This window comes from Aquabacterium sp. A7-Y, assembly GCF_026153205.1.
Classification (GTDB): Bacteria; Pseudomonadota; Gammaproteobacteria; order Burkholderiales; family Burkholderiaceae_C; genus Caldimonas.
This window is the reverse complement of the sequence record NZ_JAPFBW010000029.1, coordinates 71,830-91,652: the sequence shown is the minus strand read 5'-3', so window position 1 is coordinate 91,652 and position 19,823 is coordinate 71,830. Positions and strand designations below refer to the sequence as shown.

Annotated in this window: 25 protein-coding genes and 1 pseudogene; 23 read left to right on the top strand and 3 right to left on the bottom strand. The window is 67.5% G+C overall.

Annotated features, from left to right (window positions below):
- The 11 genes and pseudogenes from OOT46_RS23165 to OOT46_RS23105 form a co-directional block, all read left to right on the top strand.
- The coding region (locus OOT46_RS23165) for a major capsid protein (RefSeq protein WP_265405992.1) at window positions 1–81 on the top strand (81 nt) is incomplete at its 5' end.
- A 295-nt stretch (window positions 82–376) separates the two neighbouring features.
- Complete coding sequence (locus OOT46_RS23155; protein WP_265405989.1) at window positions 377–814, top strand: hypothetical protein; 438 nt, start codon at window positions 377–379, stop codon at window positions 812–814.
- Window positions 786–989: a hypothetical protein gene (locus OOT46_RS23150; RefSeq protein WP_265405988.1), complete on the top strand. Its 204-nt coding sequence runs from the start codon at window positions 786–788 to the stop codon at window positions 987–989. Before OOT46_RS23155 ends, OOT46_RS23150 begins: the two co-directional genes overlap by 29 nt.
- A gap of 2 nt (window positions 990–991) precedes the next feature.
- Entirely contained in the window at window positions 992–1,747 is a 756-nt protein-coding gene (locus OOT46_RS23145) for a hypothetical protein (RefSeq protein WP_265405987.1), read from the top strand.
- A 10-nt stretch (window positions 1,748–1,757) separates the two neighbouring features.
- Window positions 1,758–2,150, top strand: a complete 393-nt coding sequence (locus tag OOT46_RS23140) for a hypothetical protein (RefSeq protein ID WP_265405986.1) — start codon at window positions 1,758–1,760, stop codon at window positions 2,148–2,150.
- A 29-nt stretch (window positions 2,151–2,179) separates the two neighbouring features.
- Complete coding sequence (locus tag OOT46_RS23135; RefSeq protein WP_265405985.1) at window positions 2,180–2,341, top strand: hypothetical protein; 162 nt, start codon at window positions 2,180–2,182, stop codon at window positions 2,339–2,341.
- Window positions 2,338–2,985 (top strand): DUF6441 family protein, encoded by a 648-nt coding sequence (locus OOT46_RS23130; protein ID WP_265405984.1) that lies wholly within the window; start codon window positions 2,338–2,340, stop codon window positions 2,983–2,985. Before OOT46_RS23135 ends, OOT46_RS23130 begins: the two co-directional genes overlap by 4 nt.
- 13 nt (window positions 2,986–2,998) lie before the next feature.
- Window positions 2,999–6,588, top strand: a pseudogene (locus OOT46_RS23120) (tape measure protein).
- Between the two features lie 18 nt (window positions 6,589–6,606).
- Window positions 6,607–7,539 carry a hypothetical protein gene (locus OOT46_RS23115; RefSeq protein WP_265405982.1) on the top strand — a complete coding sequence of 311 codons (933 nt, stop codon included), beginning with the start codon at window positions 6,607–6,609 and terminating at the stop codon, window positions 7,537–7,539.
- Between the two features lie 18 nt (window positions 7,540–7,557).
- Window positions 7,558–8,520 carry a hypothetical protein gene (locus OOT46_RS23110; protein ID WP_265405981.1) on the top strand — a complete coding sequence of 321 codons (963 nt, stop codon included), beginning with the start codon at window positions 7,558–7,560 and terminating at the stop codon, window positions 8,518–8,520.
- A gap of 3 nt (window positions 8,521–8,523) precedes the next feature.
- Window positions 8,524–10,215: a hypothetical protein gene (locus OOT46_RS23105; RefSeq protein WP_265405980.1), complete on the top strand. Its 1,692-nt coding sequence runs from the start codon at window positions 8,524–8,526 to the stop codon at window positions 10,213–10,215.
- A 33-nt stretch (window positions 10,216–10,248) separates the two neighbouring features.
- On the opposite strand, the gene OOT46_RS23100 is transcribed toward OOT46_RS23105, so the two are convergent.
- A complete protein-coding gene (locus tag OOT46_RS23100) occupies window positions 10,249–10,899 on the bottom strand; it encodes a hypothetical protein (protein ID WP_265405979.1) in 651 nt (216 codons plus the stop codon).
- A gap of 268 nt (window positions 10,900–11,167) precedes the next feature.
- Between OOT46_RS23100 and OOT46_RS23095 the strand changes: the two genes are divergently transcribed.
- From OOT46_RS23095 to OOT46_RS23040, 12 genes are all read left to right on the top strand, one after another.
- Complete coding sequence (locus OOT46_RS23095) at window positions 11,168–11,977, top strand: DUF2163 domain-containing protein (protein WP_265405978.1); 810 nt, start codon at window positions 11,168–11,170, stop codon at window positions 11,975–11,977.
- 12 nt (window positions 11,978–11,989) lie between these two features.
- A complete protein-coding gene (locus tag OOT46_RS23090) occupies window positions 11,990–12,229 on the top strand; it encodes a hypothetical protein (RefSeq protein ID WP_047196005.1) in 240 nt (79 codons plus the stop codon).
- Complete coding sequence (locus OOT46_RS23085) at window positions 12,226–12,438, top strand: hypothetical protein (protein WP_265405977.1); 213 nt, start codon at window positions 12,226–12,228, stop codon at window positions 12,436–12,438. Before OOT46_RS23090 ends, OOT46_RS23085 begins: the two co-directional genes overlap by 4 nt.
- Window positions 12,435–14,639 (top strand): phage tail protein, encoded by a 2,205-nt coding sequence (locus OOT46_RS23080; RefSeq protein WP_265405976.1) that lies wholly within the window; start codon window positions 12,435–12,437, stop codon window positions 14,637–14,639. The genes OOT46_RS23085 and OOT46_RS23080 overlap by 4 nt, the downstream gene beginning before the upstream one ends.
- Window positions 14,639–14,989: a DUF2793 domain-containing protein gene (locus OOT46_RS23075; RefSeq protein ID WP_265405975.1), complete on the top strand. Its 351-nt coding sequence runs from the start codon at window positions 14,639–14,641 to the stop codon at window positions 14,987–14,989. Before OOT46_RS23080 ends, OOT46_RS23075 begins: the two co-directional genes overlap by 1 nt.
- Window positions 14,990–15,048: 59 nt before the next feature.
- On the top strand, window positions 15,049–15,351 hold the full coding sequence (locus OOT46_RS23070) for a DUF6127 family protein (RefSeq protein ID WP_265405974.1): 303 nt from the start codon (window positions 15,049–15,051) through the stop codon (window positions 15,349–15,351).
- On the top strand, window positions 15,348–15,830 hold the full coding sequence (locus tag OOT46_RS23065) for a hypothetical protein (protein ID WP_265405973.1): 483 nt from the start codon (window positions 15,348–15,350) through the stop codon (window positions 15,828–15,830). Before OOT46_RS23070 ends, OOT46_RS23065 begins: the two co-directional genes overlap by 4 nt.
- Window positions 15,817–16,299 carry an HNH endonuclease signature motif containing protein gene (locus OOT46_RS23060; protein ID WP_265405972.1) on the top strand — a complete coding sequence of 161 codons (483 nt, stop codon included), beginning with the start codon at window positions 15,817–15,819 and terminating at the stop codon, window positions 16,297–16,299. The genes OOT46_RS23065 and OOT46_RS23060 overlap by 14 nt, the downstream gene beginning before the upstream one ends.
- Complete coding sequence (locus OOT46_RS23055) at window positions 16,296–16,763, top strand: lysozyme (RefSeq protein ID WP_265405971.1); 468 nt, start codon at window positions 16,296–16,298, stop codon at window positions 16,761–16,763. Before OOT46_RS23060 ends, OOT46_RS23055 begins: the two co-directional genes overlap by 4 nt.
- A gap of 67 nt (window positions 16,764–16,830) precedes the next feature.
- The gene (locus tag OOT46_RS23050; protein ID WP_265405970.1) at window positions 16,831–17,139 is read left to right on the top strand and encodes a hypothetical protein; all 309 of its coding nucleotides are present in this window, start codon (window positions 16,831–16,833) and stop codon (window positions 17,137–17,139) included.
- Window positions 17,140–17,238: 99 nt separating this feature from the next.
- Window positions 17,239–17,625, top strand: coding sequence for a glycoside hydrolase family protein (locus OOT46_RS31020; RefSeq protein WP_416136245.1), 387 nt, complete (start codon window positions 17,239–17,241; stop codon window positions 17,623–17,625).
- A 75-nt stretch (window positions 17,626–17,700) separates the two neighbouring features.
- On the top strand, window positions 17,701–18,468 hold the full coding sequence (locus OOT46_RS23040; protein ID WP_265405969.1) for a hypothetical protein: 768 nt from the start codon (window positions 17,701–17,703) through the stop codon (window positions 18,466–18,468).
- An 83-nt stretch (window positions 18,469–18,551) separates the two neighbouring features.
- Here OOT46_RS23040 and OOT46_RS23035 read toward each other — a convergent pair whose 3' ends face one another.
- Both OOT46_RS23035 and OOT46_RS23030 read right to left on the bottom strand, forming a co-directional pair.
- Complete coding sequence (locus tag OOT46_RS23035; RefSeq protein ID WP_265405968.1) at window positions 18,552–19,055, bottom strand: hypothetical protein; 504 nt, start codon at window positions 19,053–19,055, stop codon at window positions 18,552–18,554.
- A gap of 46 nt (window positions 19,056–19,101) precedes the next feature.
- Window positions 19,102–19,818: a PoNe immunity protein domain-containing protein gene (locus OOT46_RS23030; protein WP_265405967.1), complete on the bottom strand. Its 717-nt coding sequence runs from the start codon at window positions 19,816–19,818 to the stop codon at window positions 19,102–19,104.
- Window positions 19,819–19,823: the final 5 nt, after the last annotated feature.

Genomic DNA, 19,823 nt, shown 5'->3' with positions numbered 1-19,823 from the left:
GGCACCGACCTGCACACGCAGAGCAACCCGCTGCCGATGTGCCACCGACCCGGCGTGCTGGTCAAACTGAAGATGGCCTGATGTACCGCATCGAAGAACTCTACGAGGCAGCCGCGCGCGCCGGCTTGCTCGTCGAGATCGATCTGGACAGGCACCAGCTGTTCGTGGAACTTCGTGCACCGGACGACACAGTGCTCGACGGCCTGGCGCTGTCCACCGACCACGCGATCCGCTACCCGGCGTCGTGGCTGCCCGACCTGGCCGCCGGCCAGTCCCTGCGCATCGGCGGCGTGCCCTACCGGGTGCGGGACGTCCGCTCTGTCGGGGACGGCAGCGAACGCCGGGCCCTGCTCACCCGACTCTGACCCGCCTGTCCATGACCTCCGTCCGCGAGCGCCTCTTGCGGGCGGTGCTGGCGCGCCTGTCCGTTGCCGTGGCGCCGGTCCCGGTGCTGCGCGCACCGACCTCCCCGGTACGCCGCGACGACAGCCCGGCGCTGCTGCTGTTTCCCGAAACCGACGCCGTCACGGGCCACGCCAACGCCCTGGTCGACCGCGCGCTGACCTTCCGCCTCGTCGCCGTCGCCCGGGGCATCCCCGACATCGACAGCGCCTTCGACGTGGCCGACCGGCTCGTCGTCGCCGCCCACGCCGCCCTGTTCGCCGATCCCAACCTTGGCGGGCTCGCGATCGCCCTCCGGGAGATCGACAGCGAGTGGGACGCCGAGGACGCGGATGCCGGCGCGGTGGCGATGCCGGCCCGCTACGAGATCCGCTACCGAACCCATGCCCAAGACCTCACCCGACCCGGTTGACCGCCGCCGCCTGCGCGAGCTGCAGCCCGTCTCCGACCTGCGTCACGGCCGTGGCCGCCTGCTCGATGCCAACGAAACCGGCCAGCGCCAGCTGGCCGAGCTCGGCCTCACCGAGGCGGCGGAAGCGCTGGCCTCAACCCCTTCCTACCCCGACCACACCAACGAAAGCGAGTAACCATGCCCTACTTCTCCGGCCAAGGCCGTGTCTACGTCGGTTCGCGCGATGCCCTGGGCCGCCCGCTCGGCCTGTCCTATGTCGGCAACGTGCCCGAACTCAAGGTGTCCCTCTCCGTCGAGACCCTAGAGCACCAGGAATCGACCAGCGGCCAGCGCCTCACCGACCTGCAACTGATCAAAACCAAAAAGGGGGAGTTCTCCTGCACGCTGGAAGAGCTAATCCCCGTCAACCTGGCACTGGGCCTCTACGGCACGACCTTCGCCCAGGCCGCTGGCACGGTGACCGCCGAGGCCCTGCCCAATCCGACGACGGTGGGCAGCCTCTACCTGCTTTCCAAGCAGAACGTCTCGGCAGTCGTGGTCAAGGACTCGACCGCCGGCACGCCCAAAACGCTGCCAGCCGCCCAGTACAGCGTCAACACCAAACACGGCTCGCTGGTCATCAACGACAAGACGGCCGGCGGCCCCTACGTCGAGCCCTTCAAGGTCGACTACGCCTACGGCGTGGCCCAGGTGACCTCGATGTTCACGCAGCCGCTGCCGGAGCGCTGGGTGCGCTTCGAGGGCCTCAACACCGCCGACGGCAACAGCGAGGTCGTCATCGACCTGTACCGCGTCGCCATCAATCCGGCCAAGGAACTCTCGGTGATCACGGACGAGCTGCTGAAGTTCGAACTCTCGGGCCAGGTGCTCGCCGACACGCTGAAGCCGGCCGCGGGGGATCTCGGGCAGTTTGGAAAAATTGTTTTGCTGTAAAGCATCCGACATGAACGCCTCTCCCGATCTGGAGATCCTGGTTCCGCCAGCACAGCCACTGGACATCGCGGGTGAACGCCTCGAGATCCGCCCTCTCGTGCTGGGCGAGCTGCCGGCGGTGCTGAAGGCCGTCCGGCCTTTTGCCGCGCAGCTGGCCGGTGCGCCGGACTGGTTCGCGCTGTTCGGAGAGCACGGCGAGGCGCTGCTGCAGACGCTGACCCTGGCCGCTCGCAAGCCGCGCACCTGGGTGGACCAGCTGGCCGTCGACGACGCGCTGGTGCTGGCCGCCGCCGTCTTCGAGGCCAACGCCGATTTTTTCGTGCGGCGGGTGGCGCCGCGGATCGGCGCGCTGGCGCAGCGGCTGAGCACCCGGCTGGCTGGGCCGACGCCGTCGCCCGGCTGATCCGCGCCGGCCACCGGCACTCCGATGTCTTGAGCTACACGTTGGCCCAGGTCAACGCGTTCCTCGCCGCTGACGCGCGGCTGGAACACGAGCGGCTGGCGGCGCTGCTGACCGTCATGGCGGTGGCCGCGCAGGGCAGCCGCGAGTCGATCCAACAGCTGCAGCGCGAGCTGCAGCGTCACAGCCGATGAATCTCCAGTTCACTGCTTCCGGGCTGCTCGATGCGGGCAGCTTCGACGCCTGGCGATCCGGCCTCTGGCAGTCGCTGCGGGGCCAGGTGGCCCAGGCGATGCGGGAGACCGGCAAGGTCATGGCCGAGAACGTCCGGTCCGAGATGCGGACCCGCTTCAAGACCGCCAAGCCGGCCTTCCTGCGCTCGATGCGGTCCAAGGTGTTCGACAGCAAGCCGGACCGCCTCCCGGCGCTCTACATCGGCTCCAAGGTGCCGTGGCTGGGACTGCACGAGCAAGGCGGCACGATCCAGGGCCGGATGCTGATCCCGCTGCTGCCGCAGCACCAGCGTTTGGGACGCAAGGCGTTCGCCCGCGTCGTCCGCGACCTAATGGACTCGGGGAACGCGTTTTTCATTCAAAGGGAGGGCCGGGCGATCCTGATGGCCGAGAACCTGTCCGCCAACAGCCGGGCGCTGACCCGGTTCCGGCGTGCCGAACGCGAGCGGACGGGAGTCAAGCGCCTCAAGCGGGGCCAGGAGATCCCGATCGCCGTGTTCGTGCGCCGCGTCACGCTGCGGCGGCGCTTCGACCTGCAGCGCACCGTCGAGCGCGACCTGCCCCAGCTGGCTGCGGCCATTCAAAAGACCGCCTCCGGCCTCTGACTTCCACACGAGCATGGCCCTCAACCGCGCGCAAATCCTCATCACCGCCGTTGACGACACCCGGCGGGCTTTTCAGACCATCCAGGCCAGCCTGACCCAGCTGCGCGAGCAAGCGGGGCTGGTGGGCATCTCGCTGCGGGGTGTGGGCGCCGCGATCGGCACCGGGGCCGGGGTGCGCGAGTTGCAGGCCGCCGCCGCGCAGTACGACGCGCTGCAGGGGCGACTCCAGCTGGCGGCCGACTCCCAGGAGACCTTCAACCGGGCCGAGGCCGAGCGCCTCGACGTCGCCCGGCGCAACCAGGCGGCGCTGGCTGAGACCCTCGCGCTGTACGTCCGGCTCACGCCGGCAGCACGGACGGCGGCCCGCTCGCAGGGCGACGTGGTGTCCGCCACCTCGAGCATCGGCCAGGCTGCCGCCCAGTCCGCACGAGCGCTGCAGCCGCTGCAGTCCGGCCTGGCCCGGCTGCGGGCCGAAGCCGGCGAGCTGGGAACTGCCCTCGGCCGCATTGGCGGTGCCATCGGGGCCGGGCTCGGCGTGCGCGAGCTGGCCGCCGCCGCCGATCAGTACAAGGAGCTGCAGGCCCGCCTCAGGTTGGCGGTGACCTCCCAGGAGGAGTTCAACCGCGCCGAGGGCGAGCTCTTCGAGATGGCCCAGCGCAACCGCGCCCCGTGGGCCGAAACCGTGTCGCTCTACAGCAAGCTGGCGCCGGCGCTGCAGGCGCTGGGCCGCTCGCAGTCCGAGGCGCTGGCCACCACCGATGCGGTCGGCCAGGCCATCGCGCTGTCCGGTGGGTCCGCCGAAGGGGCTGCGGGCGCCCTGCTGCAGTTTGGCCAGGCCGTGGACGGCGGTGTACTGCGCGCCGAGGAGTTCAACTCCATCATCGAACAGACGCCCGGCTGGGGCGGGCCCTCGCAGATGGCCTGGGCGTACCGCGAGGTGCGCTGCGCGGGCTGGTCGAGCAAGGCAAGATCACGTCGGCCGCCATGATTGACGCGCTCCTGAAGCAGCGCGACCGTCTCGCCGAGGAGTATGGCAGCCTGCCGGACACTGTGTCCGGCGCCCTGACCCGGCTGCGCAACGCCTTCGTGCGGGCCTTCGGCCGCTGGGACTCGGGCGGCGGTTTGTCCGCTGGACTCGCCCAGGCGATCCAGCTGATCGCCCAGCACATCGAGACCTTGATCAATCTGGCCGGCGTGGTGCTGGTCGCGGCCTTCGGCCGCATGATCAGCTCGCTGGTGGCCAGCGCCGCGGCCGCCCGTGCGGAAGCCGCGATGCGGCTGGTTCAGCTGCGGGGGCTGGAGGCCGAGGCCGTCGCCCGCATGCGGGTCGCGACGGCGGCATTGGCACAAGCTCGTGCCCAGGGCTCCACGGCTGTGGCTCTGGCCGCCGATGCCGTGCAGGCCCGCCAGCAGGCCAGCGCAGCGACGGCCGCCGTCACGCAGGCCGTGGCCTCGACCACCCTGCTCGGGCGGGCGGCAGCGCTGCTGCGCGGCGGCCTGGCCCTGCTCGGCGGGCCGGTGGGCATCGTCGTCACCGTCATCGGCCTGCTGGGGGCCGCACTCTACTCGGCGCGCGATGCGGTGGTCGAGTTCGGCGGCCGGACGGCCTCCATCCGGCAGATCGTCGTCGCGACCTGGGAGCTGGTGACCGAGAAGGTCCGGGCGCTCTGGCAGGCGCTGGCCGAGCTGGTGCAGATCAACGACAGCACCTGGTCCCGCTTGCGGGACGCCGTGTCAGCCGGCGCGGGGGCGGTCGGCGGCGCGCTGCGGCGCATGGTCAACGGCGTGATCGGCTTGTTCAACGCCCTCGGCCAGGTCGCCGGCAAGACCGCCGGTTTTTTGGTGGAGCGCTTCCGCACCGCCTTCTCGAACGTCGGCGCGATGGCGGAAGCCCTCGGCCGCGACGTCTCCGCGGCCTTCTCGGGCGACTTCTCGATGAGCGCCCTGAAGGCGCAGTTCTCCAGCAACCTGCAGCAGATGCGCGGGTTCGGCGACGAGCTGGCCGGAACGGTGCGTGAGGCCCTGGGCCGGGACTACCTCGGCGAGGCCGCGCAGGCGATTGCGGCCCGCATTCGGCCAGAGGCCCAGAAAAAGGAAACCTACGCGCAGCCTCCGAAGCCCGGTGCCGCTCCCGCGGCTCAGGCCGGCGCCGCGTCACGTCAGGCGCTGCTCAAGGCCCAGGCCGATGCGGAGTTCCAGCTGCTCAAGGACGGGTTGGAGCGGGCCCAGGTCGCGCTCGACCGCGCGCTGGAGGACCGGCAGATCTCGCTGCGCGCGTTCTACGAAGGCAAGGCCCGGCTGGAGCAGCAGGAGATCGACGCCGAGATCGCACGCACCCGACAACTGCTGGCCGAGCAGCAGCGCCTCGCCAGGCCGAGCAACAAGCTCGGTGACAAACCGGGCGACAAGCCCGATGACAAGCCGGACGAGCGCCTGAAGGCGCGGGCCGAGATCGCCAAGATCGAGGCCGACCTGGCGGTGCTGAACAACAGGCGGGCCGACGTCGCAGTGGCGAACGCCCGCAAGGCGGCGCAGGCCGAACGCGAGCTGCGCGAGGAGCTGGCCCGGGTGCGGCAGGAGCTGTTCGACATTACTGGCGTAGCCAGCGGGCTGGACCGGCGGGCGGTGATAGAGCAGCAGTACCGGCCGCTGATCGAGCGGCTGCGCGCCGAAGGCGACTTCGAGGGCGTGGCCACGGTGGGCCGGCTCGTCGACGTGCAGGCGGCAACCGCCGACCTCGCCGCCTACGAGCGCGAGTTCGATGGCGCGTTGTCCCGGATGCGGGCGCTGGAGCAGTCCATCGACCTGCAGCGCCAGACCGGGCGGCTCACGGAGTCGCAGGCACAGCAGCAGATCCTCGCCCTACACCGGGAAACCGGTGTCGCGCTGGATGCCCTGCTGCCCAAACTGGAGGCCACCGCCGCCGCCATCGGCCCCGAGGCCGTCGCCCGCGTGCAGGGCTGGAAAAACGAGATCGCCCAGGTCAAGCTGCCGGTCGACGACGTGGCCGTGTCCATCAAGGGCGCGGTGCAGAACGGTTTCGGGCAGATGTTCCAGGATATCGGCAGCGGCGCGAAGTCGGCCAAGGACGCGTTCAGCGAATTCGGCCGCTCGGTCCTGAACACCATCAACCGCATCGCGTCGCAGAAGCTCGCCGAGGCGTTGTTCGGCAACCTGTTTTCAGGGGCCGGCGGCGGCGGCTTCGGCGCCTTCGTCTCTTCGGTGCTCCAGGGCTTCGCCCGGGGCGGCTACGTCACGGGCCCCGGCACGTCGACCAGCGACTCGATCCCGGCCCGGCTATCGGCCGGGGAGTTCGTCGTCAACGCGGCGGCCGTGAAGCGGGTCGGTGTCGCCTTCCTGCAGGGGATCAACGGCATTTCCCAGGGGCCCCGGGTCAAGGGCCCGGCGCTCGCCTTCGCGGCGGGCGGCCTGGTGCCCGACGTGCAGCCGCGCCCGCAAGCGCCGCAAAGCCAGGGCGTGCGCATCGTCAACGTGATCGACCCGGCGATGGCCGCCGACTACCTCAACTCGTCCGCGGGCGAGAAAACCATCCTCAACCTCCTGCAGCGCAATGCCGGCGCTGTGAGGCAGGTGCTGACTTGAGAGAAAGACAAAACACCGATGGCCTTCGAATCGGGCACCGCCAGCGACTACCGCGACCTGCTGGAGCGCTTCCGCACCTTCCTCACCAAGAACCCGGCGCTGGTCGCCGCCAGCCAGCAGTGGCAGGAGCTGCGCTGGACCGCCGACGCGGCCACCCAGGAGCTGATCCTCAAGGCCCCCGGCCTCGCCGGTGCCGAGGAGATCTACTGCGGCCTCCGGTCCTACGCGAACCCGACGTCCGGCTACTACATGTGGGACCTCAACGGCTACATCGGCTTCAACCCGGCCAATGGCTTCTACGCCCAGCCCGGCACCTTGACCGGCTGGGTGCCGATGATGAGCCTGTGGAACGCCGCCACGCCCTACTGGTTCGTCGCCAGCGGCCGGCGCGCGGTGGTGGTGGTCAAGGTGTCCACCCTGTACGAGGCGTGCCACCTGGGCCTGATCCTGCCGTACGCGACGCCGGGCCAGTACCCCTATCCGCTCTTCATCGGCGGCTCGATGACGGGGCAGCGGGGCCGCAACTACAGCACCACGAGCCCCAATCACCGGCACTTCGCCGACCCGGGCGACGACGGCCAGAACAACCCGAACACCGCGGCCATGCTGCGCGGACCGTCGGGCGCGTGGCTGCCGTTCCAGAACGTCGCCTACTCCTCCAGCGAGTACCGCTACGACAACCCGCGCATCGTCTGGCCAACCATCTACAGCTACCTCGGCAACCAGCGGGAGGCGCCGGACGGCACCTATGTGCTGACACCCCTGGTGCTGACCCAGTGGAACTCGGGCACCGACCACGACCTGTTTGGCGAGCTCGACGGGGTCTACCACGTCAGCGGCTTCAACAACGCCGCCGAGAACCTGATCAAGGTCGGCGGCGTGGACCACCTGGTGGTGCAGAACGTCTACCGCACCTCGGTGCGCGACTACTGGGCGCTGCGCCTCGCTTGAGCAAAAGGAACCACATCGATGGCTTATTTGACCGGTTCTGCCACGGGGCCCAGCCAGCTGCTGGACGCGCTGCGGGTCTTTGCCGTCGCCAACGGCTGGACCGAGTTGCGCTGGGGGGCCTCGGGCCCCGGCCAGCAGCTGTCCCTGCAGAAGGGCGCGCAGTTCGTGCACCTGCGCAGCGCCGTCAACGAGGCACTGCGTCCCGGCTACCAGGCCGTGACCGGCATCTTCCTGGTCGGCGCAGATGGCTTCGACACGGCGCAGCCTTGGAACAACCAGCCGGGCATGACCCGCGGCCCGAACAACCAGCTGGAGGGTTGCGGCTTGTACGAGGTCGTGGGCCCCTGCACCTACCACTTGCTCTCGGTCGAGAACCCCACCCAGCTCACGATGGTGGCGGAGGTGGCGCCCGGGGTGTACCACCACCTGGCCTTTGGGCAATTGACCAAACACGGCAGCTACCCCGGCGGCGCGTTCGTGTCGGGCGCCTTCGGTCCGTCCGACTCCATCTATACCAACACGAACGACTTCGTGTTTGCCTACCGCCAGGATCACCACTGTGGCCTGCCGTTCAACGATTTCAAGTCCTACGGCGGCAGTTTCGTGCGCGTACAGATCGACGGCTTCGACGGCTGGTTTTCGATCTGCCACAACCACCCGCTGACCGGCAAGCGCGCCAAGTCGACCTGGGAGGACGGCACCGGCGGGCCCCGCGAGAGCCTGGCGCGCTACTGGTGGGCCCACGCCCCGAACACGCTGAACGGCGTCGCACCCATGCAGCCGTTTTATGTCTTCATCGAGCGGCCCGACGGTTACTTCTCGCCTTTCGGCCACACCCCGCACTTGCGCTATCTGAACATCCAGCACTACACCGCAGCCGAGGCGTTCTCCATCGGGCGCGAGGAGTGGATGGCGTTTCCCGGGCACTCCAAAAACGGCAAGTCCGGCGCGCACGGCTACGCGGTGCGCCTGGTGCGGTAAATCATGGCCACGCTGCCCGGCAGCCTCCTGCCCGGATCGATCGTCCAGGAGCCGACGAACTACCGCCGCTCGCCGGAGATCTCGGAGTTCCAACGGGTCACCTATCCCTTCGACGCGCGGGACAGCATCGACATCCTGCCCGGGGCGAAGGCGGATACCCAGCCGGTCGACGAGCTGCGGCTCGCTCGTGCCGGGAGCTACTTCCCGAGCTTTGTGGGCGACTGGTACCACCGCATCCACCTGATCCCTTCGCGCATCGACCTGGGCAACGTCATCAGCCCGGTGGAGCGACGATTGGAGGTCTGGAACGCCCACCTCGATGCTCACACGCTGAACGCCATCGAAGCGACCGCGACCGATGGCCTGACCCTGTCAGGGCAGCCGGAGCCGCCGTTGGCCTTCGGCCCGCTGCAGACGCGGCTTTACCGCTTCACGGCCAGCAGCCGTGGTGCGCCCCTGATCGACGCCCGCTACACCTTCCGCTTTGCCAGCGGGCTGGCAGCAGTGCTGCCGGTGACCGGGCGGCGGGTGGTGGTGTTCGGCATCCGGCCCAACTGGGCCGACGGCATCACCGAACGCCTGGAGTGGCTCACCGAGGTGCTGGAAGCGCACGACGGCACCGAGCAGCGCATCCGGCTGCGCCAGATGCCGCGGCGGGGTTTCGAGTACGGCTTCCTGCTGGAGGGCCAGGATGCGCGGGTGCTGGATCACCTGCTGTTCGCCTGGGGCGGGCGGACCTATTGCCTGCCCGTGTGGACCGACCTCGCTTTCCTGCCAGACGAAGTTCGTGCCGGCACTACCGAGCTGCAGGTCCAGGACGCAGCGAACAGCGACTACCACCCGGGCGGCATGGCGGTGCTGTGGCGATCGGTGCTGGACAACGAAGCCGTGCAGATCCTCGCGGTCGACGGCAACACGCTGACGCTGAACCTCGCCCTCGGCCGCAGCTGGCCTGCCGGCACCCAGGTGTTCCCCGCACGCCTGGCGCGCTTGGAGGGGCAGACCGCGGTCCGCCGTCCGACGGACAGCGTTGCCGAGGGCCGCTGTCGCTTCACCGTCGAGGACCTCACGCCGCCGGCGGCTGCCGAACCCGGCCCCGCCTACCAGGGCTACCGCATCTTCGACTGGCCACCCAACCGCAGAGAGGACCTTGAGGACAGCTGGCAGCGCAAGCTCGCGGTGCTGGACCACGACACCGGCGTGCGGGGCTACGACGACGAGTCGGGGACGTCACAGATCGGCCGCCGGCTGGCCTGGTTGCTCCCGGATCGCTCGCAAGTGAGCCGTTTCCGCGCCTGGCTCGCGGCGCGCGCCGGCCGGGCCAACCCGGCGTGGCTGCCGACCTTCGAGTCGGATCTCGTCGTGACCCGGCCCGTGGCCACCGCCGACAGCGGCCTCACCCTGCGCAACGTCGGCTACAGCCGTTTTGTAGCGGCCCACCCCCAACGCCGCGACCTGGTGCTGCGCACCACCGCGGGGGTCTTCTACCGCCGCGTGACCGGTGCCGACGAGATATCGGCGGACGAAGAGCTGCTCTCGCTGGACGCGCCGCTAGGCGTGACGGTGGCGCCAGATCAGTTCTTTCAGATCTCGTGGCTGGAGTTGGTCCGATTGGAGCAGGACGCCGTGGAGCTGTTCTGGGAGACCGACCAGGTCGCCCGCCTTCAACTCGCGACCCGGATTCTGAGATCGTGACTTGGGATGTGTTTGATCAGGCCGGTATTGCTTTCAACCGCACTCGACCCGATCGATCTGGTCCCACGCCGAGGCGTGATAGTCCCGGCCAGCGATCCCCACGTAGCCGTTGGTCACGCCCTGGTAGTCGTGCGTTCCCGTTTCGGAGCAGTCGACCCAGATCGTCAGGTCGAGGTAGCTGCGGTTGCTCACGCCGTCCTCGTCCTGGTACAGCTCCTGCCATCCCCACCATCTGGACCACGCGAGGCCCGCGAGCATCTCGATGCGACTGACGGGATTGACGCACGAGGTGCTCGAAGCGTTGTAGACGATGTTGCCGTCGCGGTAGACGAGGACCCAAAGCCCGCATCCCGAAGGAAAGGCCTGCAAGTCGAAATCGGTGGTCGGACGTACGGGCAGCCCGTACTCCAATGCGGCGGGCTTCGCGCCGCTGGCGGCTTCGGTATACGGAGTGCTGTAGACCCGTAGGATCTGCACGCCCTCAGATCTCAGGGTGTCGATGCGGGCCTGCAGGGAATCCGGCAGCTCTCCGGCTTCCGGGGGGGTATGGCCCCCCTCACTGGGGGCCGGCGCTGCCTCGGTGCCGGCGGGCGGCAGCTGCAGGTTCTCCCCGTCGCTATCGCCACCACCGCATGCGGTGAACAGCGAAGCCAGCGCGAGGACGGTGAGCAGTTTCGTTCTCATGACGAGTGCTCCTGGTGAAGAGACCGGAGTCCCTCGCGGCTCGACGCATGGAGGCCTCGGATTGCCCCGGCCGGACCATGTTCCGCCGATCCTCCACCCCCGTCAAATCCGGACTGGCGGGTCGGGCACTGGGCAGTGCATGACCGCCCTTCCTCCCAGGCAGGCCTCGACCCTTCTGGGCGCGCTCCCGACCTGTCAAGCTACCCAGGAGTTGAGGTCTTCTGGCTCACGACCAACGCCCCCAACCCACGACGCAGCCCTCACCGCGATGAACTACCTCGAACAGGAGCGCTCGGCGCACCACGGCCAGCCGCAGGAGCTGTACCGCTTCGCCCAAGGCACCCAGCGCTGGCTCTACACCTCGGCGCAGGCCGCGATCGACTACCAGTCGGAGACCTACGAGCCGGCGCCGATCACCCGCAGCCAGATCGAGCAGAGCAACGAGCTGTCGCGCAATGGCATCGAGGTGCGGGTGCCGCGCGACCTACCGCTGGCGGCGCTGTTCGTCGCCGCGCCCCCTGAAGGCGTGGTGAGCCTGACGATCTACCGGCGGCATGTCGGACCGGGCAGCGAGGCCAGCGAGTTCGTCACCTACTGGAAGGGCCGCGTGATGGTGGCGCGCTTGGTGGGCGCGGAAGCAACACTGAAATGCGAGCCGGTCGGCTCCTCGCTCAAGCGACTCGGGCTGCGGGCGCGCTACCAGCTGAACTGCCGGCATGTTCTTTACTCCGCCGGCTGCGCGGCGCTGCGCGACAGCTTCCGAGTTGATGGTGCGGTCGCCGCGGTCAGCGGCATCGCCGTCCAGGTCGCGACGGCAGCCACGCGCGAGAACGGCTACTTCGTGGCGGGCTACCTCCAGTCCACGGCCGGCGCCCGGATGGTGGTGGCCCACGCCGGTATCGACCTCACCCTGGCCGCGCCGCTGCTCGGCCTGGCCGTGGGCGATCCGGTCCAGCTTTACGCCGGCTGCGATCACTCGACGATCCACTGCCAGAAGCGCTTCAACAACCTCGACAACTTCGGCGGTTTTCCGTTCATCCCCTGGAAGAACCCGTTCTCGGGCGACGCCATCGTTTAGACCCAGCACGCCATGTGGGCCCAAATCATTGTCTGGATCGTCACGACGGTCCTGTCGGCGCTGCTCGCGCCCAAACCCAGAACCCAGGAAGCCCAGCCCGGCCAGATCGGCGACAAGGACGTCCCGATCGCGTCCCAGGACGCGCCCATCCCGGTGCTGTTCGGCACCCGCGTGATCTCCGGCCCCAACGTCGTCTGGTACGGCGACGTGCAAGTGAAACCGATCAAGAAGAAAGGCGGAGGCAAGAAGTGACGGACGTGATCGCAAGGCTGGAGCATGCACGCGCGCTCGGCTACTGCGCCCGCGGCATGCGCCGCTGGTTTGAGGGCCGAGAGCGCAGCTGGGTCGAGTTTGTCGAGCACGGGGTGCCGGCCGAGTGGCTGCGGGCCAGTGGCGACGCCCTGGCACTGCGGGTCGCGGAGCAGGCCGAGCGCGCGGCGGCCGAGGATCGAAGCCGATGAGCGGCGGCAGCAAGAAGAAGGTCACCGTCGGCCACTGGTACGGGCTCGGCGCGCAGCTGGTGCTGTGCCACGGCCCGGTGGACGCCATCACCGAGATCCGGGTCGGCGAGCGGGTGGCCTGGGCCGGGCAGGCCAGCAGCACCACCACGATCGGCATCAACCGGCTGGACCTGTTCGGGGGCGAAGACCGCGAGGGCGGCGTCGAGGGCTCGGTGGACATCCTCATGGGTGAGCAGGGCCAAGGCCGCAACGCCTACCTCCAAGAACGGCTCGGCGCCGACATTCCGGCCTTCCGGGGGGTGGTGTCGCTGGTGCTCAAACGGGTGTGGGTCGCGGCGATGAACCCGTATATCAAGCCCTGGTCCGTCCGGGCCCGGCGCATGCCGCGCGGCTGGTACCCCGAGCGGGCGCGCATCGGCGACGACGCCAATCCCGCCCACATCATCCGGGAGTGCCTGACCGATGCCGATTGGGGCATGGGCTACCCGGCGGGCGACATGGACGAGGCGAGCTTCCGGCGGGCGGCGGACACGCTGCATGCGGAAGGTTTCGGGCTCTCGCTGCTGTGGAGCCAGGAAGAGACCATCGAGAGTTTCGTGCTGTCGGTGCTCAAGCACGTCGATGGGGTGCTCTACGTGCACCCGCGCACAGGGCTCTTTGTGCTGCAGCTGGCCCGAGCGGACTATCAGCTGGATCGCTTGCCGGTGTTCGACCCGTCCAACATCCTGCGCATCGAGGAGTTCACCCGGCCCTCCTGGGGCGAGACGGTCAATCAGGTGACAGTGGTGTACCGCGATGCGGCGAGCGACAAGGACGCCTCCGTGACCGTGCAGGACATCGCGGCGGTGCAGCTGAACGGCGGTGTGGTCGCCACCTCGCTCCAGTACCCGGGCATCAGCCATGGGGCGCTCGCCACCCGGGTCGCGATGCGCGAACTGAAACAGCTGTCGGCCAGCCTGGCGAAATGCACCTTCATCGCCAACCGGCAGGCCGCCGCGCTGCAGATCGGTGACGTCGTGAAGCTGTCGTGGCCGCCCTACGGCATCGAGCAGTTGCCGATGCGCATCGTCCGCATCGCCTATGGCGAGCTGGCCAGCAGCGCGGTGCGGGTGGACTGCGTGCAGGACATCTTCGGGTTGCCGCAATCGGTCTACTCGGCGCCGCCCTCGTCCGGCTGGAAGGAACCGACGAGCGAGCCCTTGCCGTGCCCGCAACAGGTGCTGTTCGAAGTGCCGTACTGGTGGATCGTCCAGGATCTCACCGGCGAGTCCGACAGCCGCCTCGGGGACATCGGTGATCTAGACGGGCTGGTGGGGGTCTGCGGGTCGCGGCCGAGCGGCGACGCCTTCGGGTTCAAGGCGATGGCCCGCCTGGGAGGCGGCTGGGAAGACAAAGGCCAGGGCAGCTTCACGCCGACCGCTGTGCTCGCTGCCGCCCTGCCGCAATCAGCCACGCAGGTGCGCGTGCCACTGACGAACGGCAACGGCTTGGAGGATATCGAAGCGGGAGGACTCGCCCTGGTGAACGGGGAGTGGCTCAAGGTCGCCTCGATCGACCGGGCGGCAGCCGGGGGCCCGGCCGCGGTGTTCGAGCGCGGCCTGCTCGATACGGTGCCCGTGGGCCACCCGGCTGGTAGCCGGGTTTGGTTCGCCGAAGAGGCGCGCCACTACCTGCAGCCGGAGTACGTCCAGGGCGAGACGGTGCGGGCCCGGCTACTTACGCAGACAGCACGCGGCACCTTGCCGCTCGGCGAAGCGCCGGAGGTGAGCCTGACGCTCGCCAAGCGCTTCATCCGGCCCTACTGCCCCGGCAACCCTCGCATGAACGGCCGAGCCTACCCCGCGGCGGTGGCGGGGGAGATCACGGTCAGCTGGGCCACGCGCAACCGCCGCACCCAGACGGCCTACCTCGTGCTGCAGACCGAAGGCGAGGTGACGCCGGAGGCAGGGCAAACGACCACGGTGCGCTTCTACAGCGAGACCGGCTCGCTGCGTCGCACCCTGACCGGCCTCACGGGCAACAGCACGACCTGGGCGCTGGCGCAGGAGCTGGCCGACTCGGGGCTCGGGCGGGTCAACGCAAAGCTGCGGGTGGAGATCGAGTCCGTCCGGGACGGTCATGTGTCCTGGCAGAAGCACAGCATCGAATTTGAGCGGGCCGGCTACGGCCTGCACTACGGCAACCACTACGGGGGAGTTTGATGGCGAGCACCGATCCCAACCTCGGCCTGAGCTACGGCTGGGCCCAGGGGGAACACAACTGGAACGGCGGCATGGACGCCAACCTAAAGCGGCTGGGCGCCGTGGTGGGCTTGTCGGTCAAGGACCGGGATCTCACCGCGCCGCCGGCCGCGCCCATTGATGGCGAGCGCTACATCGTTGCGGCCGGGGCCACCGGTGCCTGGGCTGGCAAGTCCGGACAGGTCGCGGTGCGCATCGCCGGGGCCTGGGAGTACCACGTCCCCAAGCCGGGATGGCTGTGCTTCCTTGAGGACGAAAACAAGTTGAGCGTCTACAAGGCCTCCGGCTGGAGTCCCGGCATCGCCGTCTGATCTTCCCCTTCCCCACCCGAACCCGCCCCTATGGCGGGTTTTTCATTTGGAGAACACCGATGACTGAAGAGAACAAGCCCGCCCTCGTCGACAACATGCTGGTGTTGAACAAGGAGGACTTCGACAACCTGCTGGACCGCGCTGCGGAGCGTGGCGCCGAGCGCGTGCTGATGCTGCTCGGTTTTGACGACCGCGGCGATGCGGCGCACGATTTGCGCGAGCTGCGCGACCTGCTGGACGCCTGGCGCGACGCCCGCCGCACCGCCTGGCGCACGGTCGTGAAGGTACTCACCGGCGCCCTGCTGGCCGCGCTGCTGGTCGGCGCCGCCATCCAGTTCAAGCTGACGGGAGGCAACCCGTGATCGAGACGCTGCTGGGCGGTTTGCTCGGTGGCGCTCTCCGGTTGGCGCCGGAGCTGCTGAAGTGGCTGGACCGGGCGGGCGAGCGCAAGCACGAGCTGGCGATGCAGGACAAGGCGCTGGAGTTCGAGCGGCTCAGGGGCGCGCAGCGCATGGCGGAGATCGGCGCGGCGGCCGATGCCGCGTGGGGCGTCGGCGCAATGCAGGCCTTGAAGGAAGCGGTGGCAGCGCAGGGCCAGCTGTCCGGCGTGAAATGGGCCGACGCGCTGTCGACCAGCGTGCGCCCGGTGATCACCTACACGTTCATGGGCCTGTACTGCACCGTCAAGGCCGCAGTGCTCGCAGCTGCATTGAACACCGGCGTGAGCTGGGAGTTCAGCATCCCGCAGATCTGGACCGAAGGAGATCAGGCGCTGTGGGCGGGGGTGCTGAATTTTTGGTTCATTTCTCGAGCATGGGAGCGCCGCAGTGGCCGGACGTAAGGGCCGCCAGCCCCGCCCGCTGGTCGAGCGCTTCTGGGAGAAGGTGCAACGGCGCGAGGACGACGAGTGCTGGCTTTGGGTCGGCTCCATCGATACTCGTGGGTACGGAAGTATCGGAGCAGATGGTGGCAAGCCGCTGATGCGGGCACATCGTGTCGCGTATCAGCTGGAGGTCGGTCCCATTCCTGCGGGTCTCGTCGTATGCCACCGCTGTGACAACCGGGCTTGCGTGAACCCGCGCCATCTCTTCGTGGCCACGCAGCGCGAAAACGTGCTGGACATGATCCGCAAGGGCAGGCGGCATTCCTCGGCAGGCGAGCGCAGTCCATTTGCTCGGCTGACGGCCGAGCAGGTGTTGGCCATTCGCGGGGACAGCCGTCCCCCGAAAGTAATCCGCGCGGAATACGGTATCTCGAAGACGGGTCTGCGGTCCATCCAGCGACGCAAAACCTGGAGTCACTTGCCATGATCGAAGCGCCTCCTCAGGCTGTCGAACTGGCCAAGCGCTTCGAGGGCTTCCACCGTGTCCCGAAGCACGATCCACTTCGCCGCGCTCACCCGTACATCTGCCCGGCCGGGTACCACACCATCGGCTTCGGCCATCTCTGCCAGCCGGACCACCCGCCCATCACCGAGGCCGAGGCCGAGGTTTACCTGATGCAGGACCTCACCAAGGCGCTTGAGGCGACGCTGCGCTACTGCCCGGGGCTGGCCGCCGAGCCGCAGGGACGGCTGGCGGCCATCGTCGACTTCACCTTCAACCTCGGCGCCGGCCGGTTGCAGACCTCCACGCTGCGCCGCCGCGTCAATGAGCGCGACTGGGCCGCTGCGGCGCGCGAACTGCGCCGCTGGGTCTACGGTGGCGGCAAGGTGCTGCCTGGCTTGGTCGCGCGCCGTGAGGCTGAGGCTGGGTTGCTGCTGGGCAGCCACTGAACGCGCGGTACCGCTTGATATCTCCGCCGGACAGAGCGTTCATAGCGACCCGAAAGGAGAAACCGCAATGTCGAAACCCAGTACTGTCCGCTATCTGAAAGTGTGGATCGACGATGTCGTCGCCACGGACGTCTCGCCCGGCGACCAGCAGACCCTGATGAGCTTCTACGAGCACATCGTCAAGGAGACGGCCCGCACCCGGGTGCGCGAGGCGACCTACCACACCGACGATTTCGCCGGGGTCGCCACGCACTACCTGCCCGGGTTCACCTTGACCGTGCGCAAGGAGGTCCACAACGAGGTGCCGATGTGGCGCGGCGAGTTCCTGCGCGACGAGCAGCGCCTGGAGGTGCTGGCGATGCTCGATGACTACTGATTGAAGCTTGCAACGGCCCGTCCCGCATTTGCGGGGCGGGCCTTTTTGCGTTTCAGCGCCCAGCCCGGTCAGTGAGCGCCGTCGCTTCAGCACGGGCGCGTGCCCCGGCATTTCGGATTCGCTGCTGCCGCCGCCTTCACCTTCGATCTCGGGACTGGGCAGTTGCAGACCTCCGCGCTGCGCCACCGCCTCGACGAGCGGAACTGGGCCGCAGCGGCGCGAGAGCTGCGCCACTGGGTCTACGGCGAGGGCAAGGTGTGCCCGGCCTGCTGGCTCGCCGCGAGGCCGAGGTGCGGTTGCTGCTCAGCAGTACCTGACTCTGAAAAGCCGCTTGCGATGTCAGCCGACCGGAGCAGCGGCGGCTCGGTATGTCGACTGGCACCCATCGCAGGTTGGCGCTCACCTAGAGCGTTGCTATCGTCACAACCATCGCCGGAGTCATCAAAAACATCAAGCAAGCAGCTCCCGCCATACTGCGACGAATGACGGACGACAGTTCATCAGCGCCTGTGAGCGAGGCGGTTTCCCTCCTTTTCCCCGCATGCGGATTTCCATGGCGCCTTGCTGACGAACCTGCAGCCGGCCCTCAGCTACCGGTTCACGGCGCAGTACCGCGTAGCGAAGAGTGTGGTGCTGGTCGGCGCTGCAGAGGCGGACGTTCTGCGGGGACCCGATGCCTACTCGAGGATCGCTGCGAGGCGAGGTGTTCAGCAGTCATCCTCTCGACGGTTCAACCCCCAAGCCGCTGTGGCAGCTTCTCAGATCTGTGATGAAACAATGCCAAAACCAACCGGCGAAAGCGAAAGTTCGGCGGAGCTGAAGCAGGGTCGAATGTCTTCGTCCACGACGGCACCAAGGCAGGCTAAACGAGGGGTGATCCGAGTAGCCAAGGCCATGCACGAAAGCGGCATCGGCGCAAAGCAGATTCGCGTCTACCTCATCAACAACGGCGTGCACTTGGCATTGACCGACGTGATCGCCTTGCTCGACAACGATCCCGTTCTCGGGCGGATCAAGCCTGCAGAGGCAAGGCTGCAGAAGGTAGCGGTACTGAACGACGCGGGCAAGCGGGACGTGGCAGAACTGCACGAGACCGTGAGGCCTACCAAGTACTACAGGGTCGCGGAGATCCAGTTTTACTACCAGCTCCGCTCCACCGGCCAGAAAACGCCGTGTGCAGGGGCACCGGAGGGAGCGTTCGACAAACTACGGCAATGGACTGAGGAGCGACACTGGCACCTGGAAGGTGCCGCAAAGCCCGAGCTCTTCGATGCCTTGCCAGCCGCCGTCGTCACAGGTGACAGGCAGCCGGTGTCGGAGCCGCGCTAAGGCGCCTGATCCTGCTGCCGACAGGACCACGTCGCCGCCTTGCCCGGTCGCTCAGCCTCGCCGCGGAGGACATGTCGCTCTTTTCAGTTCGCACGCTGCCTCTTGGGTACGAACGGTCCAGAGGCTCGAATCGGGTGCTCCCATCCTCCGGCGTCATAGTCCGCCAGCGTTCGAGAGGCGCAATCAAACCCCGGGGCGAACACCTCCAGCATTGCTTCGCAAAACGCCATGGCATCCCGAGGGATGAAATGGCTCTCATAGCCGTACTCGAAGCATGCATCGAGCCAGCTCTCGCCCAACTCGTTTAGGGGTGCTTCCTCGCGTTCCTTGAGAAGCATGTAGCACAGGCTGTCCAGGATAACCGTCTGTTCTGCTTCAGGGAGTAGTCTGAATTGGGGGGCGATCCACTGCTGAATGAAATCGAACAGGGACGATTTTCTGGTGTAGTCCAAAGTTGCCCATTCTCGCTCCATTCGTTCGAGTTCTTCGTTCTCGTGTTCCAAAACGACGCCGTCAGCATCCTGTGGCTGCATGAGGGCAGTCGAAACAAACAAGGGAACGCCTTCAGGATCTACTTTACGTTTCATTGCTGTTCCTCTTTGCTCCAATGAGATTATATTTACGAGGCGTTGTTCAGGCGGCCGGGTGACTTCGATAATAAGAAACCATGTCCCTTGGATAATGCGGGTGCTTCCGAAAGCTGCTGTCGTCGATGTTCAAAGCGGCGCTCAGTGCTGCCGCCTCGATGCACCAATACCCCACGTAAGCACCTCGCACATGGCTATTCTTCCAGAACATTCCGCGCATGCGTTTGGCATACCAAACCTGCAGATAGCCTTCTACGAGCAGCGGCCTCCGAACGGGTTCAGCTTCGACCGCCTCATACAGCTCTTTCCAGGGCTCAAGGTGGAATTGGCGCCGAACGATTGGTCGATTGGGAAAGGCTCCTGTCGCTATCGCATCGAGCAAGGCATCAGTATGCACCAACTCTTGCAGCAATGCTTCAATCAGGGGGGGGGGCACCCTGAATAAGACGCCTAATCCCAGCGTCCATAAGTAATGATCTTGGTACACGCCTGCGGCTTGGTATCCGTCGCCTCCGACGTAACGATTGAAGCCCGACGCAATATTCTTTCGGTTTGTCTCCACCGTGCGGCGAAGAAGTGCTTCAACATACGATGCGATCTCATCCAATGGCCTTCCGGCCGAGTAGGCGACCAGCACAAGGCTTCGTATCGAGTCGGGGTAGCCATCTTCTCGAAGGATAGCTTGGAGATTTTCCTCAGAAAAGAATCTGTGCCATGTGCGAGGATCCTTACCCCAAGTATCGCGAGCAATATATTCTTGCATTTTCT